At 60.0% G+C, this 18,693-nt stretch carries 6 protein-coding genes and 1 pseudogene; 4 read left to right on the top strand and 3 right to left on the bottom strand.

Translation table 11 applies throughout. The features are described 5' to 3' along the window. Positions 1-130 precede the first annotated feature (130 nt). A complete protein-coding gene (locus ACZ9H3_RS16255) occupies positions 131-1,015 on the top strand; it encodes a LysR family transcriptional regulator (protein WP_065759791.1) in 885 nt (294 codons plus the stop codon). Positions 1,016-1,126: 111 nt separating this feature from the next. Continuing rightward, a complete protein-coding gene (gene hglS, locus ACZ9H3_RS16250) occupies positions 1,127-2,524 on the top strand; it encodes a 2-oxoadipate dioxygenase/decarboxylase HglS (protein WP_065759792.1) in 1,398 nt (465 codons plus the stop codon). An 80-nt stretch (positions 2,525-2,604) separates the two neighbouring features. Here hglS and ACZ9H3_RS16245 read toward each other — a convergent pair whose 3' ends face one another. Beyond that, positions 2,605-3,549 (bottom strand): LysR substrate-binding domain-containing protein, encoded by a 945-nt coding sequence (locus ACZ9H3_RS16245; protein ID WP_099773268.1) that lies wholly within the window; start codon positions 3,547-3,549, stop codon positions 2,605-2,607. Positions 3,550-3,706: 157 nt separating this feature from the next. On the opposite strand from ACZ9H3_RS16245, the gene ACZ9H3_RS16240 reads away from it, so the two are divergent. After that, complete coding sequence (locus ACZ9H3_RS16240) at positions 3,707-5,101, top strand: NorM family multidrug efflux MATE transporter (RefSeq protein WP_476221518.1); 1,395 nt, start codon at positions 3,707-3,709, stop codon at positions 5,099-5,101. Between the two features lie 155 nt (positions 5,102-5,256). Further along, the gene (locus tag ACZ9H3_RS16235; protein WP_065759806.1) at positions 5,257-5,697 is read left to right on the top strand and encodes a CBS domain-containing protein; all 441 of its coding nucleotides are present in this window, start codon (positions 5,257-5,259) and stop codon (positions 5,695-5,697) included. Positions 5,698-5,712: 15 nt separating this feature from the next. On the opposite strand, the gene ACZ9H3_RS16230 is transcribed toward ACZ9H3_RS16235, so the two are convergent. Continuing rightward, entirely contained in the window at positions 5,713-6,060 is a 348-nt protein-coding gene (locus ACZ9H3_RS16230) for a tryptophan synthase subunit beta (protein ID WP_065759807.1), read from the bottom strand. A 160-nt stretch (positions 6,061-6,220) separates the two neighbouring features. Next, a pseudogene (locus tag ACZ9H3_RS16225) lies at positions 6,221-18,662 on the bottom strand (retention module-containing protein). Between the last annotated feature and the right edge of the window lie 31 nt (positions 18,663-18,693).

The raw sequence follows: 18,693 nt of genomic DNA, 5'->3' as shown, positions 1-18,693 counted from the left end.
TTTTGTTCTCCTGCATACGATGAGTAGTTGATTTCAATGACGGAGGTCAGTATTAATCCGATTACTCTGGCACAACAAACGACCTTTACTCAGCACATCATTCCGCCAGGTAATGATTAACGAGAACACCATGTCCAAACGCCTCGTGCCCTCGATGGCCGCCCTGCAATGCTTCGAAGCTGCCGCCCGTCATTTGAGCTTTACCCGCGCGGCTGAAGAGCTGCACCTGACCCAAAGCGCCGTCAGCAAACAGGTGGCACAGTTGGAGGACATGCTGCGCCATCACCTGTTCCTGCGTATACGGCGACGTCTGCAATTGACGCCGGCCGGCGCGTTGTACCTGGCCGAAGTGAACAAGATCCTCACCCAGGTCGACATGTCGAGCCGCTACATCCTCTCCTATGGCGAGCAGACCGAGGTGCTCAAGGTCGCCACCCAGCCGAGTTTCGGCGTGCGCTGGCTGATACCGAACCTGAAGGGCTTCGGCAAACGCCACCCGAACATTCACCTGGATATCCGCAACGAGATGGAGCCCTTTGCCCTGCTTCAGGGTAATGCCGATGTGGTGTTTTTCTTTGGCCAGGGCACGTGGCCCGGGGCAACCTGCATCGAACTGTTCGGCGAAGAGATGGTGCCGGTCTGCTCGCCAGAGCTGTTGCAAGGGCGCACCCTGAACGATGCCAGTGAAGTGGCCGACCTGGTGCTGCTGCAAGCCACCTCGCGCCCCGAAGCCTGGCACGAGTGGTTCCTTGAACAGGACCTGCATTCGGCGAACAGCTATCACGGGCCGCGCTTTGACACGTTCTACATGTGCCTGAGTGCCGCCCAGGCCGGTTGTGGCGTGGCGTTGGTGCCACGCTATCTGGTGGCTCAAGAGCTGGCCGAAGGCAAGCTGGTCGTTCCTTGGCAGCACGCGATGAAAAGCAACGGCGCGTATTTCCTGGCGTTCTCCGAACATGCTGCAGAAGTGCCCAAGGTACGCAGCCTGGTGGAGTGGATTCGCGAACACGTGTGAGCGCCGACGTTTCCTGAATTTCAGGAATGATGGCTCGACTTTTTTTCGCTTGTGTCGGAACAGCATTCCTCGCTTTCATGTAAGCCTGCACTTTTCACCAGGAAGCTTTCGATGACCGCTCAAGATTTCGTCAGCCCGGATAGTATTCGCGCACAGTTCTCGGCCGCCATGTCGCAGATGTACAAACAGGAGGTGCCGCTGTACGGCACACTGCTGGAGTTGGTGAGCGAGACCAATCACCAGGTGATGCAACAGCATCCCGACATCGCCGAAGCCCTGCGCTGGACCGGCGAAATCGAACGCCTCGACCAGGAGCGCCACGGCGCCATCCGCGTGGGCACGGCTGAAGAGCTGGCCACCATTGGTCGCCTGTTCGCAGTCATGGGCATGCAGCCGGTGGGCTACTACGACCTCAGCCCTGCCGGTGTGCCAGTGCATTCCACAGCCTTTCGGGCCGTCCACGAACAGTCGCTGCATATCAGCCCGTTCCGCGTCTTTACCTCGCTGCTGCGCCTGGAACTGATCGACAACCCGCAGTTGCGTGAACTGGCCCGTGGCATCCTCGCCAAACGGCAGATCTTCACCCCACGTGCGCTGAGCCTGATCGAGCAATTCGAGCGTGATGGCGGCCTGAACGACGTCGATGCCCGTGAGTTCGTCGAGCAGGCGCTGCATACCTTCCGCTGGCACAACACCGCCACGGTCACCGCCGAGCAGTACCGTCAGTTGCATGATCAACACCGTTTGATCGCTGATGTGGTGGCCTTCAAAGGCCCGCACATCAACCACCTGACGCCGCGCACACTGGACATCGACGCCATTCAGGTCGGCATGCCGGCCAAGGGCATTCCACCCAAGGCAGTCATCGAAGGCCCACCACGCCGGCGTTGCCCGATCCTGCTGCGCCAGACCAGCTTCAAGGCACTTCAGGAGCAGGTTGCCTTCAGTGACCAGGACGCCACGGCAGGTGGCAGCCATACCGCCCGTTTCGGTGAAATTGAACAACGCGGCGCCGCACTGACGCCCAAAGGGCGCGCACTGTATGACCGCCTGCTCGATGCCACACGCGAAAGCCTGGGTGGTGTCCCCGCAGAAGCGAACGCTGAGCGCTACATGAGCCTGTTGGCAGAACAGTTCCAGGCCTTCCCGGACGATCTGGGGCAAATGCGTCAACAAGGCCTGGCCTACTTCCGCTACTTCCCGACTGAAAAGGGCATGGCCGCACGTGATGCCGCGCAACGACCAACCTCGCTGGACGCGTTGATCGACGCCGGGCACATTCACTTTGAAGCGCTGGTCTACGAGGACTTCCTGCCGGTCAGTGCCGCAGGCATCTTCCAGTCCAACCTGGGTGATGACAGCCATAGCCAGTACGGCAGCAACGCCAACCGCGAGGCGTTCGAGCAGGCACTGGGCAAGTCGGTCCAGGATGAGTTGGCGCTGTACGCGCAGAGCGAGCGTCGCTCGCTGCAAGCCTGCGCCGAGGCGTTGAACCTGGCCTCGTTGTAAAGCGCTGAGCGGCTTTGCCTACCCCCACGAAGATCGCCTACGTGCACCCTTCGTGGGGGCAGGCTTGCCAGCGATGCAGGTCAGCCTGGATGCGTGGCCTCAAGCGCATTCAGTACCTGCACATCCGGCAGGTTCATGACCTGGGCTTCATGTTGCAGAAAGTCGCTGAGCCGTCGTAGCCGCTCGCCACCGGGACGGGTCTTCGGCCATACCAGGTAGTAATCCAGACCACTGGCCACCGCCGTCGGCCAGGGCAAGCTCAAACGCCCCTGGGCCACATCCTCGGCCACCATCAGCAGGTCGCCCATCGATACGCCATAACCACGCGCCGCAGCGATCATGCCCAACTCCAGTGTGTCGAACACCTGACCGCCCTTGAGCGAGATCTGCTCGGTGAGGTGCATGCAGGCCAGCCAACTGCGCCAGTCGCGTTTGTCCGGGGTCGGGTGCAACAGCTCGACCGAGGCCAGCCGTTCAGCGTCCCAAGGGCCGTCATTGAGCAGCTCTGGCGAACCGACCGGTACCAGCAGCTCGGAGAACAGACGGTTGACTTCCCAGTCCGGGGGAAAATGACCATCACTCAACAGCACCGCACAATCGAACGGCTCCTGATTGAAATCCACATGATCGACATCCATCCAGGCGCTGGTCAGCTGCACCTCGTTGCCAGGCTGTAAATGGCGGAAGCGACTCAGACGGGCCAGTAGCCAACGCATGGTGAGGGTTGATGGCGCTTTCATGCGCAGGATGTCGTCTTCACTGCGCAGCGTGTTGCAAGCCCGCTCCAGTGCAGCGAAACCCTCACGCACGCCGGGCAACAACAAGCGGGCGGCTTCACTCAGTTGCAACGTTCGGCCATTGCGTAAAAACAGTCGACAAGCGAAGTGATCCTCCAGCGTACGAATGTGCCGGCTGACGGCACTCTGGGTGATCGAGAGTTCCTGTGCCGCGCGGGTGAACGAGCTGTGCCGGGCGGCTGCCTCGAATGCCCGTAGTGCATACAGCGGCGGTAAACGACGTGACATGACCCTGCTCCCGACAATACCCCGATACGTGACGAGCGATCTTACTCGCATGAGTTTTAATCATGCCAATGATCGTTATTATCCTTTTGTGCAGCATCGTCCAAAGCCCGAGAATCAATGGCTTCACCTAACCTTGCCCGCGAACAGGACGATCATCATGCAAGCCGTGCCATCTAAAGAACTCAAGGCGTTGCTGCGCCTGGCCGGACCGCTGATCGCCTCTCAGTTGGCACACATGCTGATGTTGCTGACCGACACCCTGATGATGGCCAGGATCAGCCCGCAGGCCTTGGCCGGGGGTGGGCTAGGTGCAGCGAGCTATTCCTTCGTGTCGATTTTCTGTCTGGGGGTGATTGCCGCTGTCGGCACGTTAGTCGCCATTCGCCTGGGTGCTGGCGATACCGAAGGTGCCACGCGCCTGACCCAGGCGGGCTTGTGGCTGGGCTGGGTGATGGCACTGGTTGCCGCATTGGTGCTGTGGAACCTGTCGCCGGTGCTGTTGCTGCTCGGCCAGACACCAGACAACGTCGAGGCCGCCAGCCAGTTCCTGCTGTTGTTGCCCTTCGCCCTGCCCGGCTACCTGACCTTTATGGCCTTGCGCGGTTTCACCAGTGCGTTGGGGCGCTCGGCGCCGGTGATGGTCATCAGCCTGGTCGGTACCGTGCTCAACTTCCTGCTCAACTATGCGCTGATCGAAGGCCTGTTCGGCCTGCCAAAACTCGGGCTGGTAGGGATCGGGCTGGTCACGGCCATCGTCGCCACCGGTATGGCGGTGGCGCTGGCCCTGCATATTCATTGGCACCCGGCCTATGACGCCTATGCCATCCGCCACCGGTTGAGCCGGCCATCCTGGCCAGCCTTGAGCGAGTTGTGGCGGCTTGGCCTGCCGATTGGCGGCACCTACACGGTAGAGGTCGGGCTGTTCGCCTTTGCGGCGCTGTGCATGGGCACCATGGGCAGTACCGAGCTGGCAGCACACCAGATTGCCCTGCAGATCGTTTCAACAGCGTTCATGATCCCGGCAGGGCTGTCCTATGCCGTGACCATGCGGGTCGGCCTGCATTTTGGTGCCGATAACCTGCGTGCTGCGCGGCATGCCGGGCGAGTCGGAATCGGGTTTGGCGCCTCGCTGATGCTGGCGTTTGCAGTGTTGTTCTGGCTGCTGCCAGAAGCCTTGATCGGGCTGTTCCTCGATCAGGGTGATCCGGCGTTCGCCGAGGTCATTCAACTGGCGGTCAGCCTGCTGATGGTTGCCGCCTGGTTCGAGCTGTTCGATGGCACCCAGACCATTGCCATGGGCTCAATCCGCGGCCTGAAGGACGCCAAGACCACCTTCCTGATTGGCTTTGTCTGCTATTGGCTGATTGGTGCACCTGCCGCCTGGGTGTTCGCCTTCCCGCTCGACGGCGGAGCCGTCGGTGTCTGGTGGGGCCTGGCATTGGGGTTGGCATGCGCCGCAATCTGCCTGACCCTGGCATTCGAGTGGCGGATGAAACGCATGCTGGGGGTACCAGTGGAAACCCGACTTGCCAGTGGTGCAGGCGCTGCGTAGCTCGGCCTGTGGGGCTGGCACCTCACGGCTATTCGAACTTTACACCAATGACGTTTTTCAATCGGACCAATGCCGCTTTCAACCTTGCCCTGTGGTGATTAGTGCACGATTCTTTAGCTATCGATCGTCACTACCACCACTTGGCAGGGCTCTCTATGAAAACCGTGGCACAGCTCCTGAAATTGAAGTCCCAGCAGCATCAGCAGGTTCACACTATTGCCCCTGACCAGATGGTGCTTGATGCGCTGCGGGTGATGGCTGAAAAGAACGTCGGTGCCTTGCCAGTCGTTGAAGGCGGCAAAGTGGTCGGCGTAATCAGCGAACGCGACTATGCGCGCAAGATGGTACTGAAGGGGCGCTCATCGGTGGGCACACCGGTCAGCGCAATCATGAGTGCGCCCGTGATTACAGTAGGGCCGCATCAGAACATCGATACCTGCATGAGCATGATGACCGACGGCCACCTGCGTCACCTGCCGGTGGTGGAGAACGGTGAGCTGCTGGGCCTGCTGTCGATTGGCGACCTGGTCAAGGCAGCCATTGCGGAACAAGCAGACCTCATCCAGCAACTGGAACACTATATTCGCGGAGACTGAAGCCGAGGGCTGATTTCAGATCAGCCCTGCACCGTCGTCTTCATCGTCGACCAACAGGCGGGTCAGGCCTCCCAGGGCGATACGTGCCTGGGAGCGCCCCAGCAGCTTGCCTTGGGCGCCTTCTGGCAAGTCGGTGATGCTGATCAGCCCTTTGCGGGTCAGCACATCGATCAAGTCTTCCAGTACCCGGATCATGTCCAGGTCGCTTTGCTTGAGTTGCTGAAGGCTGCCTTCCAGCACGTCGTCAGCAAACCACTTCTGAATTTCCGCGTTGTCGGCTGGCAAGGTTTCCGTAGCGTCGGCATAAGCTGCAGCTTCTACCCGGAGCAATTGGCCCTGTGCATCGCGTTGCACGTAGAACATGGGGTACCCCTCGTGTGTGTCAGTCCATATCCGCCATCAGCAGCATAGGCCAAGCCCGCCGGGCAGTAGCGCCCGGCGCGCCAGTATGCGCCGCGAAGACGGTATAGGGAAAGGCCCGAGGCCAGCAGCAACCCGGGTAGGGCTGCCGCTGGCACAGGCATTAGCTGTTGGAGTGATCGATCTTGATGGTCGGGTCTGCACCGGAGATCAACGAGTTGATCGTGGTGTTCGACCAGTTCACCCCTTCCAGCTTGATGGTGACATCGGCATTGGCCGTTCCACCAGCGGCATTGAGCTTGCCTTCGGAACTGACCTGCAGTGTAGAAACACCATCGACGGTCGTGAGCTTCAGGTAATTGTCGATGGTGCTGCCCTTCTCACCTTGCAGCAAATCGCTCAGGTCGAGCCGGTCACCTTCGGCAGGCTTGAAGTCCTTGATCACATCGTTACCCACGTCACCGGCCTTCCAGACGAAGGTGTCGGCACCGCTACCGCCGGTCAGGATGTCATCGCCCTTGCCGCCGATCAGGTAGTCATTACCTTCACCGCCAATCAAGGTGTCGGTACCGCTTCCACCGAACAGGATGTCGTTGCCCTTACCACCGTCAAGGGTGTCGTTACCGCCCTGACCAAAGATGATGTCGTTGCCATCACCTCCCAACAGGTTGTCATTGCCATCGTTGGTGCGCGACACGTCGAATTCGCTAGTGTGCTCAGCGATGTACTGGTGCACTACGCGGCCATCGACATCCGCCAGGCTCAGGCCGGTTTTCTGCGCGATATACGCCTGGATGGCCTCGACACCGTTACCGGTAATCGAGTCGAAGCTGACCAGATCACCAAACAGGATGTCATTGCCGTCACCACCGTTGACTGTGTCGTTACCCGGCTGAGTGGCTTCGGTATGCCCGAGGATCGCTTCAGCCAGTTTGCTTGGGTCAATGTTGGTCTGCGGTTTGCCATCACTGTCGTACGGAGCCAGGGCGGTCTCGCTAATCCCGCTTTTGAGACCAATGGCCTCAACCTTGGACAGGTTGGCAAGCAGCAAATAACTGTCATGTGAGTTGGTGTAGGTTTCGCCACTGTTATACCAAGACTCTTGGGCTACGTACGACAGTTCATAGGTACCGTTGCCCTCAGCATGCAATTGGCCAGAGGCATTGCTGTCTGCGCTCCACTTTTTCCCCGTCCAGTACTCGGCCTTGAGGTTGCCCTGAGCATCAATCGTGATTCGGTTGTAATCACCAACCATCTTCTTGTCAAAAACATCGCCCAGTTTGTAGTTCAACGAACCCAGGACACCATCCAACGTATAAGAAGATCCCCGGAACGTTGGGTCCGTCTGCTCACCACTCTGGAACCGGTTAGGCTGACCATCGGTGATGAAGAACGTCTGGTTTTCGCCTGTAACACCTGTGTTTTTGAGCGTCTGGAACCAGTTGGCCGTAGTTTTGAAGGCGTCCTCATAGTTGGTGTTGCCACTTGCGTAGAACTTCTGCAGGGCCGCCGTCAGGGTAGTCAGAGCCGAGCTATCGGCGAGGTTGACGGAAATAGTGGTGTTGACCTGCTCAGAGAAGTCCACCAACAGAATGTTGACGACACCAGCACCTGCGCCTTTGACACTGTTGGTCAGCGTCGTGAACACGTTCTGCAATGCCTTCTGTGCGGCATCAATACCGGATGAACCCATACTCCCGGACGTGTCGACAATGAACGCCAGGTTGTAGTTCTGGCCCTGGACAACATGCAGACCGTTGATGTCAGCCACGATAACGTCGTTATTGTCAGTGCCCGACAAGTTGTCATTATTTTCGGTGCCGTTATTGAGAGCGTATTTGTCCTCATACACGGTCACCTTGATGGTGCCATCGCGGGAGTCAGTGCTGCCATTGGCCGTTTCGGTCGAAGTCGAGGTGACTTTAACGTCGAAAGTACCGTGGTAGTACGCTGGCGGCTTGATGCTCAGGCTGCCCAGGTTCCAACCGGTGACGTTCACCTCGGAAGCACCGACGGTCACGGTGTGGCCTGCACCATCGCTCAGTACCGAGCCGGCTGGAATACCACCCAGCTTGACGCTCAGCACCTCAGAACCATCGGTATCGGTCAACGAAGTGTTGATCGAGGACAGTTTGACAGTGCCGTTCTCAGCGCCTTCGTTGAGTTTGTAACCATCGTAGTAACCATCGCCGTTGCTGCCGTGCAGATCAGACAGGGTAACGCCGGCGTTGGTCAGGTCCGCAGTACTGGTGTAGATCGGCACGCCCGCGCTGCTAAGGTCGACAGCAGTGCCGCCATTGACTGACAGGTTGACGTCGTAGCTACCTGGGCCCGCCTGGTTGTAGTGGTAGATATCAACGGTGTAATAACCGCTCTTGGTCGGTGAGAAGCTGCCATTAAGCTGGCCACCCGCGCCCCAGGTCGTGCTAGCCACGGTATTGCCACCAATCGACACTGCCAAGCTGTCATCACCTACACCTTTGAAGGTGTAGGTGCTACCAGCTTCCAGGTAGATCAGGCCCGACACTTTCGTGGCGATACCAGGGCTTACGTTGCCAGTCGATGCCACATCAGTGGCGATCGTAGTGCTGTTAGGTGTGCCGGCCGCATCGATCACCGACTTCAGCGTTGCGGCATCGGCGCCATTACCGCTGGTGCCCAAACCACCGAGGTTGTTCCAGACTTCCTTGATCAGGCCAGTCGAGGCCACGCCATTGCCGCCGATGGTCAGGTCTGGCTTGTCTGCTACAGGGGTGATGTCCACTTTCAGCGTGGCTTCACTGCCCTGAGTCTGGCCGTCAGTTGGCTTGTATTGGATCTGCGCGTAGTCGGCCTTTTGGTCGCCTACACCATTGCCACTGAAGGCATCGGAGCCTGACTCGTTTTTGTCCGGCATGAACTGCAGCTTGCCGGCGTCGATGTCAGCCTTGCTGAAGACCTTGCCGAGATCACTGTCGGTCATGGTCTTCCAGGTCGAGCCATCCTTGTACTGCAAGACACCATCGGCCGGCAGTTTGGTGATGACAATACCCTGGCTGGACAGCGCGCTGTCCACATCGGAAACATTGAAGTCACTCCAATTCAGAGTCAGCGGTGCATCTTCACTACCAGTGACAGCGCCGCCTGCCGCAACCGGCGCATCATTGACCGCCGTCACATTGACTGTCGTAGTCGCAGTGTTGGAGGTATTGACGCCATCGGTGACGGTAACCGTGATCACCCGTGGTGTGGTGCTCGGGTCGTCCGAGTTGTTGGTGAAACTGATGTTCTTGATTGCCTGGATGTAATCCTCCAGGGTCGCCTTACCGCTCAAGGTCAACACGACCTGGCCATCCGTGCTGTTGGCATTGATGGAGATGCCGTTGACGCTGTTACCCAGGTTCAAGTGATCGCCTGGCTGACGGTTGGTCAAGGTGACAGTAGCGCCCATCATGAAGTCGCTGTCGACATCGGCGATTTTCACGTCGACGTCGCCAATCGAAACGCCCGGGCCGGTAGTACCTTCAGTAAAGGTCACGTTGTAGTCAGCACCGGTCGAGCCACTGGAGTTGTTGCCATCCAGGTCGAGAATCGGCGCAGGCTCAAAGATCTGCGTGGTAACACTGCCCGCGCTGCTATCAACCACCAGGTTCTCGAACCGACCACCACTGGCCGAATCGATCTTGACGGTGAAGCTCTCGGTGCCTTCAGTGGCCGCATCCTTGATGGTCGGGATACTGAAGTCTGCGCTGCTCGAGCCCGCTTTGATGACCACCGTTGCAACACCAGTGAAGTCGGAGCCATTGGCCGCGGTGCCGCTGTAGCTCAACTTGACGATGACATCCGTAAGTGGCGGATTGCTCAGCGACACGGTGTAAGTGGCAGTGCCACCTTCAACGACCGAGTTCGTGCCGGTAATGCTGACAGTGGTGCTGTCAATGGTATCGGTGACCTTGGTGACCGCTGGTGTCTGGGTGTAAGACAGGTTCTCAAAGTTACCGCCGGTGGCACCGGTGATATACGCACTGACGTTCCCTGCATCCAGATGCACATCATCAGAAGGTGCAGCGATGGTGATGCTGTTTGACGTTTCACCTGCGGCAATCACAATCGTCTTGCCGTTGGACAATGTCACGGTGACCGGGGTATCCGCCGCATTGCTCAGCGATGCGGTGTAAGTGATATTGCCACCTTCAGCCACAGAGCCGGTCGCACTCAAAATCAGGTTAGTGTTGTCGATAGTGTCTGTGACCTCGGTGGTCACAGACTTGCCATCAGGAACCAACGCCTCGAAGTTACCGCCACTGACGTCAGTGATGCTGTTGGTCAGCGGCTCGTGGCCATTGATCACATCGTTCGGCGCAGTGAAAGGTACCGAGCCCGACAACTCACCCACCGGGATGGTGATGGTCTGGCCGTTAGCCAAGGTCACAGTGACCGGGGTACCGGTTACAGGCGAAGTCACGGTTGCGGTGTACACAACAAGCCCGCCTTCGACCGCACTTGGTGTGGCACTCAGGGTCACGGTGGTGGTGTCGATGGTGTCGGTCACCGTGGTCACTGCCGCATCTGGGCTGGTCACCAGGCTTTCGAAGTCACCACCGGTGCTGCCGGTGATGGTGACGTTCAGCGTCTCGCCGTCTTTGTAGACGTCGTCGGATGGAGCATCAACGGTGATGCTGCCTTCTTTCGCGCCGGCGGCGATGGTGACGACCTGGTTGTTGCTCAGGGTCACCTTCATTTCGGTGCCCGCTGGGTTGGTCAGCGACACGGTGTAGACGATCTTGCCGCCTTCGGTCACTTCGCCGGTTGCGCTGACGCTCAGGCCAGTCGAATCCTGCGTGCCTGGACCATCGGTGACAGTCGTGGACGGCTTACCAACGGCTTCTACTTTTTCGTAGTTGCCGCCACTGATGTCCGTGATGCTGTTGGTCAGCGGTGCGTTGGTGTTGTGAACGTTGTTCGGCGCGGTAAACGGTACCGAACCCGACGATTCACCGACCGGGATGGTGATGGTCTGGCCGTTGGCCAGGGTCACCACCAGCGGGGTACCGGTAACCGGGGCGTTGACCGACGCGGTGTAGGTGACGACGCCACCTTCAGCCACGCTTGGTGTGGCGCTCAGGGTCACGGTAGTGGTGTCGATGGTGTCGGTCACCGTGGTCACTGCCGCCGTTGGGCTGGTCACCAGGCTTTCGAAGTCACCACCGGTGCTGCCGGTGATGGTGACGTTCAGCGTCTCGCCGTCTTTGTAGACGTCGTCGGCTGGAGCATCAACCGTAATCGAACCTTCTTTCGCACCGGCGGCGATGGTGACGACCTGGTTGTTGCTCAGGGTCACCTTCATTTCGGTGCCGGCCGGGTTGGTCAGCGACACGGTGTAGACGATCTTGCCGCCTTCGGTCACTTCGCCGGTTGCGCTGACGCTCAGGCCAGTCGAATCCTGCGTGCCTGGACCATCGGTTACGGTCGTGGTTGGCTTGCCTGTGGCTTCTACTTTCTCGTAGTTGCCGCCACTGATGTCCGTGATGCTGTTGGTCAGTGGTGCGTTGGTGTTGTGAACGTTGTTCGGCGCGGTGAACGGCACCGAGCCCGAGGACTCACCGACCGGGATGGTGATGGTCTGGCCGTTGGCCAGGGTCACCACCAGCGGCGTACCGGTAACCGGGGCATTGACCGACGCGGTGTAGGTGACAACGCCACCTTCAGCCACGCTTGGCTCTGCCGTTAGGGTCACGGTGGTGGTGTCGATGGTGTCGGTCACCGTGGTCACTGCCGCCGCTGGGCTGGTCACCAGGCTTTCGAAGTCACCACCGGTGCTGCCGGTGATCGTGACGTTCAGCGTCTCGCCGTCTTTGTAGACGTCGTCGGCTGGGGCATCAACGGTGATGCTGCCCTCTTTCGCGCCGGCGGCGATGGTGACGACCTGGTTGTTGCTCAGGGTCACCTTCATTTCGGTGCCCGCTGGGTTGGTCAGCGACACGGTGTAGACGATCTTGCCGCCTTCGGTCACTTCGCCGGTTGCGCTGACGCTCAGGCCAGTCGAATCCTGGGTGCCAGGACCATCGGTTACGGTCGTGGACGGCTTACCAACGGCTTCTACTTTCTCGTAGTTGCCGCCACTGATGTCCGTGATGCTGTTGGTCAGCGGTGCGTTGGTGTTGTGAACGTTGTTCGGCGCGGTAAACGGTACCGAACCCGACGACTCACCCACTGGGATGGTAATGGTCTGGCCGTTGGCCAGGGTCACCACCAGCGGGGTACCGGTAACCGGCGCGTTGACCGAAGCGGTGTAGGTGACAACGCCACCTTCAGCCACGCTGGGTGTAGCGCTCAGGGTCACGGTGGTGGTGTCGATGGTGTCGGTCACCGTGGTCACTGCCGCCGTTGGGCTGGTCACCAGGTTCTCGAAGTCACCACCGGTGCTGCCGGTGATGGTTACGTTCAGCGTCTCGCCGTCTTTGTAGACGTCGTCGGATGGAGCATCAACGGTGATGCTGCCTTCTTTCGCACCCGCGGCGATGGTGATGACCTGGTTGTTGCTCAGGGTCACCTTCATTTCGGTGCCGGCTGGGTTGGTCAGGGTCGCGGTGTAGACGATCTTACCGCCTTCGGTCACTTCGCCAGTCGCGCTGACGCTCAGGCCAGTCGAATCCTGGGTCCCAGGACCATCGGTCACGGTCGTGGTTGGCTTGCCTGTGGCTTCTACTTTTTCGTAGTTACCACCTTCAACATTGGTAATGCTGTTGGTCAGCGGTGCGTTGGTGTTGTGGACGTTGTTCGGCGCGGTGAACGGCACCGAACCGGAGGACTCGCCGACCGGGATGGTGATGGTCTGGCCGTTGGCCAGGGTCACCACCAGCGGCGTACCGGTAACCGGGGCGTTGACCGACGCGGTGTAGGTGACAACGCCACCTTCAGCCACGCTTGGTGTGGCGCTCAGGGTCACGGTAGTGGTGTCGATGGTGTCGGTCACCGTGGTCACTGCCGCCGTTGGGCTGGTCACCAGGCTTTCGAAGTCACCACCGGTGCTGCCGGTGATGGTGACGTTCAGCGTCTCGCCGTCTTTGTAGACGTCGTCGGCTGGGGCATCAACGGTGATGCTGCCCTCTTTCGCGCCGGCGGCGATGGTGACGACCTGGTTGTTGCTCAGGGTCACCTTCATTTCGGTGCCGGCCGGGTTGGTCAGCGACACGGTGTAGACGATCTTGCCGCCTTCGGTCACTTCGCCGGTTGCGCTGACGCTCAGGCCAGTCGAATCCTGCGTGCCTGGACCATCGGTTACGGTCGTGGACGGCTTACCAACGGCTTCTACTTTCTCGTAGTTGCCGCCACTGATGTCCGTGATGCTGTTGGTCAGCGGTGCGTTGGTGTTGTGAACGTTGTTCGGCGCGGTAAACGGTACCGAACCCGACGACTCACCCCACTGGGATGGTAATGGTCTGGCCGTTGGCCAGGGTCACCACCAGCGGGGTACCGGTAACCGGCGCGTTGACCGAAGCGGTGTAGGTGACAACGCCACCTTCAGCCACGCTGGGTGTAGCGCTCAGGGTCACGGTGGTGGTGTCGATGGTGTCGGTAACGACAGTCACTGCCGCATCTGGGCTGGTCACCAGGCTTTCGAAGTCACCACCGGTGCTGCCGGTGATCGTGACGTTCAGCGTCTCGCCGTCTTTGTAGACGTCGTCGGCTGGGGCATCAACGGTGATGCTGCCCTCTTTCGCGCCGGCGGCGATGGTGACGACCTGGTTGTTGCTCAGGGTCACCTTCATTTCGGTGCCGGCTGGGTTGGTCAGGGTCGCGGTGTAGACGATCTTGCCGCCTTCGGTCACTTCGCCGGTTGCGCTGACGCTCAGGCCGGTATCGTTCTGGGTACCTGGACCATCGGTTACGGTCGTGGTCGGCTTACCAACAGCTTCTACTTTTTCGTAGTTACCACCTTCAACATTGGTAATGCTGTTGGTCAGCGGCGCGTTGGTGTTGTGGACGTTGTTCGGTGCGGTGAACGGTACCGAACCCGACGACTCGCCGACCGGGATGGTGATGGTCTGGCCGTTGGCCAGGGTCACCACCAGTGGGGTGCCGGTAACCGGGGCGTTGACCGACGCGGTGTAGGTGACAACGCCACCTTCAGCCACGCTTGGCTCTGCCGTCAGGGTCACGGTGGTGGTGTCGATGGTGTCGGTGACGACAGTCACTGCCGCATCTGGGCTGGTCACCAGGTTCTCGAAGTCACCACCGGTGCTGCCGGTGATGGTGACGTTCAGCGTCTCGCCGTCTTTGTAGACGTCGTCGGATGGAGCATCAACGGTGATGCTGCCTTCTTTCGCACCCGCGGCGATGGTGATGACCTGGTTGTTGCTCAGGGTCACCTTCATTTCGGTGCCGGCTGGGTTGGTCAGGGTCGCGGTGTAGACGATCTTACCGCCTTCGGTCACTTCGCCAGTCGCGCTGACGCTCAGGCCAGTCGAATCCTGGGTCCCAGGACCATCGGTCACGGTCGTGGTTGGCTTGCCTGTGGCTTCTACTTTTTCGTAGTTACCACCTTCAACATTGGTAATGCTGTTGGTCAGCGGTGCGTTGGTGTTGTGGACGTTGTTCGGCGCGGTGAACGGCACCGAACCGGAGGACTCGCCGACCGGGATGGTGATGGTCTGGCCGTTGGCCAGGGTCACCACCAGCGGCGTACCGGTAACCGGGGCGTTGACCGACGCGGTGTAGGTGACAACGCCACCTTCAACCACGCTTGGAGTGGCGCTCAGGGTCACGGTGGTGGTGTCGATGGTGTCGGTAACGACAGTCACTGCCGCATCTGGGCTGGTCACCAGGCTTTCGAAGTCACCACCGGTGCTGCCGGTGATCGTGACGTTCAGCGTCTCGCCGTCTTTGTAGACGTCGTCGGCTGGGGCATCAACGGTGATGCTGCCCTCTTTCGCGCCGGCGGCGATGGTGACGACCTGGTTGTTGCTCAGGGTCACCTTCATTTCGGTGCCGGCCGGGTTGGTCAGCGACACGGTGTAGACGATCTTGCCGCCTTCGGTCACTTCGCCGGTTGCGCTGACGCTCAGGCCGGTATCGTTCTGGGTACCTGGACCATCGGTTACGGTCGTGGTCGGCGTGCCTGCGGCTTCTACTTTCTCGTAGTTGCCGCCACTGATGTCCGTGATGCTGTTGGTCAGCGGTGCGTTGGTGTTGTGAACGTTGTTCGGCGCGGTAAACGGTACCGAACCCGACGACTCACCCACTGGGATGGTAATGGTCTGGCCGTTGGCCAGGGTCACCACCAGCGGGGTACCGGTAACCGGCGCGTTGACCGAAGCGGTGTAGGTGACAACGCCACCTTCAGCCACGCTGGGTGTAGCGCTCAGGGTCACGGTGGTGGTGTCGATGGTGTCGGTCACCGTGGTCACTGCCGCCGTTGGGCTGGTCACCAGGTTCTCGAAGTCACCACCGGTGCTGCCGGTGATGGTGACGTTCAGCGTCTCGCCGTCTTTGTAGACGTCGTCGGATGGAGCATCAACGGTGATCGAACCTTCTTTCGCACCGGCGGCGATGGTGATGACCTGGTTGTTGCTCAGGGTCACCTTCATTTCGGTGCCCGCTGGGTTGGTCAGGGTCGCGGTGTAGACGATCTTGCCGCCTTCAGTCACTTCGCCAGTTGCGCTGACGCTCAGGCCAGTCGAATCCTGGGTGCCAGGACCATCGGTGACAGTCGTGGACGGCTTACCAACGGCTTCTACTTTCTCGTAGTTGCCACCTTCAACATTGGTAATGCTGTTGGTCAGCGGCGCGTTGGTGTTGTGAACGTTGTTCGGCGCGGTGAACGGCACCGAACCGGACGACTCACCGACCGGAATGGTAATGGTCTGGCCGTTGGCCAGAGTCACCACCAGCGGGGTACCGGTAACCGGCGCGTTGACCGATGCGGTGTAGGTGACAACGCCACCTTCAGCCACGCTGGGTGTAGCGCTCAGGGTCACGGTGGTGGTGTCGATGGTGTCGGTCACCGTGGTCACTGCCGCCGCTGGGCTGGTCACCAGGTTCTCGAAGTCACCACCGGTGCTGCCGGTGATGGTGACGTTCAGCGTCTCGCCGTCTTTGTAGACGTCGTCGGCTGGGGCATCAACGGTGATGCTGCCTTCTTTCGCGCCGGCGGCGATGGTGATGACCTGGTTGTTGCTCAGGGTCACCTTCATTTCCGTGCCGGCAGGGTTGGTCAGCGACACGGTGTAGACGATCTTGCCGCCTTCGGTCACTTCGCCGGTTGCGCTGACGCTCAGGCCAGTCGAATCCTGGGTGCCAGGACCATCGGTGACGGTCGTGGTTGGCTTGCCTGTGGCTTCGACTTTCTCGTAGTTGCCGCCACTGATGCCCGTGATGCTGTTGGTCAGCGGCGCGTTGGTGTTGTGGACGTTGTTCGGTGCGGTGAACGGCACCGAGCCCGAGGACTCGCCGACCGGGATGGTGATGGTCTGGCCGTTGGCCAGGGTCACCACCAGCGGGGTACCGGTAACCGGGGCATTGACCGACGCGGTGTAGGTGACAACGCCACCTTCGGCCACGCTGGGTGTAGCGCTCAGGGTCACGGTAGTGGTGTCGATGGTGTCGGTCACCGTGGTCACTGCTGGTTTGTCACTGACCTCCAGCTCTTCAAAGTTACCACCGCTGGTACCAGTGACCGTAACACTCAGTGTGCCAGCATCAATGTATGAATCATCGCCCGGCGCATCAATGCTGATGCTGCCTTCTTTCGCACCTGCGGCAATGGTGATGGTCTCACCATTGCTCAGGGTGATCTGCATTTCGGTACCGGCCGGATTGCTCAAGGTCGCGGTGTAGACGATCTTGCCACCTTCGGCGACTTCGCCAGTTGCCGTCACGTTCAGGCTTGTGGTGTCCGTACTGTCGACCACTTCGGTAATCGCAGGCTCTTCGCTCGGTTCAAGCTTTTCGTAGTTACCACCTGTGGTGCCGGTGATGGTGGTGATGATCGAGTCGGCGCCGTTGTACACATCATTCGGCGCGGTGAAGTCCACCGTACCGGCGGACTCACCCACCGGGATGGTAATGGTCTGGCCATTGGACAGGGTTACGGTCAGTGGCGAACCGGTCACAGGCGCACCGACCGTAGCGGTGTAGGTAATCACACCGTTCTCACCCACCGTCGACGTCGCCGTCAGGGTGAGCGAAGTGGCGTCGATCGAATCGGTGATGGTGGTCACCGCCGGCTCGGTGCTCGGCACCAGGTTCTCGAAGTTACCCCCCGTCGCACCGGTAATCGTGGTGCTGACGGTGCTGCCATTGTTGTAAACGTCGTTGGCCAGGGTCTCGACATCCACACTGCCAGTGGTCTTGCCGGCCTCAATGGTGATGGTCTGGCCGTTGGACAGGGTCACGGTGACCGGCGTCTGTGCCGGGTTGGTCAGGGTCGCGGTATAGGTGATGCCGCCGCCTTCCACGATATTGCCGGTCGCCGTCAGCGTAACGGTGGTGGTGTCCGGCGAGTCAGTGATAGTAGTCACCGCCGGTTCGGTGCTCGGCACCAAGCTCTCGAAGTTACCCCCCGTAGCACCGGTAATCGTGGTGCTGACGGTGCTGCCGTTGTTGTAGACATCGTTACCCAGGGTTTCAACATCCACGCTGCCGGTGGTCTTGCCGGCCTCAATGGTGATGGTCTGGCCGTTGGACAGGGTCACAGTGACCGGCGTCTGTGCCGGGTTGGTCAGGGTCGCGGTGTAGGTGATGCTGCCACCTTCCACAATATTGCCGGTCGCCGTCAGGGTCACGGTGGTGGTGTCGATGGTGTCGGTGATCTGGGTGACTGCAGGTGTTGTGCTCGGGGTAACCACCAGGCCACCACCGCCACTGGTGCCAGTGATGGTGGCGGAGATTTCGCTGCCATCGATGTACACCGTGTCATTCGGCGGAATTTCTACGTTGACGCTGCCGGTCAGCTGGCCGGCGCTGATAACAATCACCTGGCCGTTGGACAAGGTAATAGTCAGGTCGGTCAGTGGCGCTTGAGTCAGGGTCGCCGTGTAGGTCAACACACCACCCGCTTCAGTGATGCTCGGGGTAGCGGTAAGGGTCAGGTCGGCGGCACGCAACGGCGTGGTGGCATCAGCAGCCGTATTCAGAACCAGCGGGCCTTGCTCTTGCTGGACAGCGGCCGTCTGGAAGGCCAAGCCTTCGGTAGGGAAGCCAATGGTCGGGTCGACTGAAGCAGCGGTCTCATCGAGCATAACGAAGCTGTGGCCACCACCGACTGCACCGCCACCACCGCCAGCTGCAGTGGGACCTGCCGCCGTGGCTTCCAGCTCAGTGGTCGGGTCAGCACCGGCCGCGATCGCTTGTTGCAACTCGTCAACCGACGGGGCTTGTTGCGCCGTAGCCTCAGCCAGATCGGTGGTGCTGTCTGGAGCATCGGCACTCCACTGCATGTCGCGCCCGAGATCGAGCGTGCGGCCATCAGCCAGTTCCAGGGTTACGGCACCGGCCAGACCGGTCAGTACCTGCTCGCCGACGAACAAACGGTCGCCTTCGATGAGTACACGTTGAATCCCCTCTGGGGAAACAGCGATTACTTGACCAACAATGCTTTTGACAACGGCAACAACACTGCTCATAAGACTCTCCGGACTAACCGTTCAAATTGGC

This window comes from Pseudomonas sp. TE3910, from assembly GCF_056279025.1.
Note: the sequence above shows the minus strand (reverse complement) of the source record. Positions and strands in the feature narration are given on the sequence as shown.

What these genes read in the sequence shown, in the direction of transcription:
- ACZ9H3_RS16255 (WP_065759791.1), top strand. Translation starts at nt 131, where the DNA reads ATGTCCAAACGCCTCGTGCCCTCGATGGCCGCCCTGCAATGCTTCGAA.
- ACZ9H3_RS16240 (WP_476221518.1), top strand. Translation starts at nt 3,707, where the DNA reads ATGCAAGCCGTGCCATCTAAAGAACTCAAGGCGTTGCTGCGCCTGGCC.
- ACZ9H3_RS16235 (WP_065759806.1), top strand. Translation starts at nt 5,257, where the DNA reads ATGAAAACCGTGGCACAGCTCCTGAAATTGAAGTCCCAGCAGCATCAG.
- hglS (WP_065759792.1), top strand. Translation starts at nt 1,127, where the DNA reads ATGACCGCTCAAGATTTCGTCAGCCCGGATAGTATTCGCGCACAGTTC.
- ACZ9H3_RS16230 (WP_065759807.1), bottom strand. Translation starts at nt 6,060, where the DNA reads ATGTTCTACGTGCAACGCGATGCACAGGGCCAATTGCTCCGGGTAGAA.
- ACZ9H3_RS16245 (WP_099773268.1), bottom strand. Translation starts at nt 3,549, where the DNA reads ATGTCACGTCGTTTACCGCCGCTGTATGCACTACGGGCATTCGAGGCA.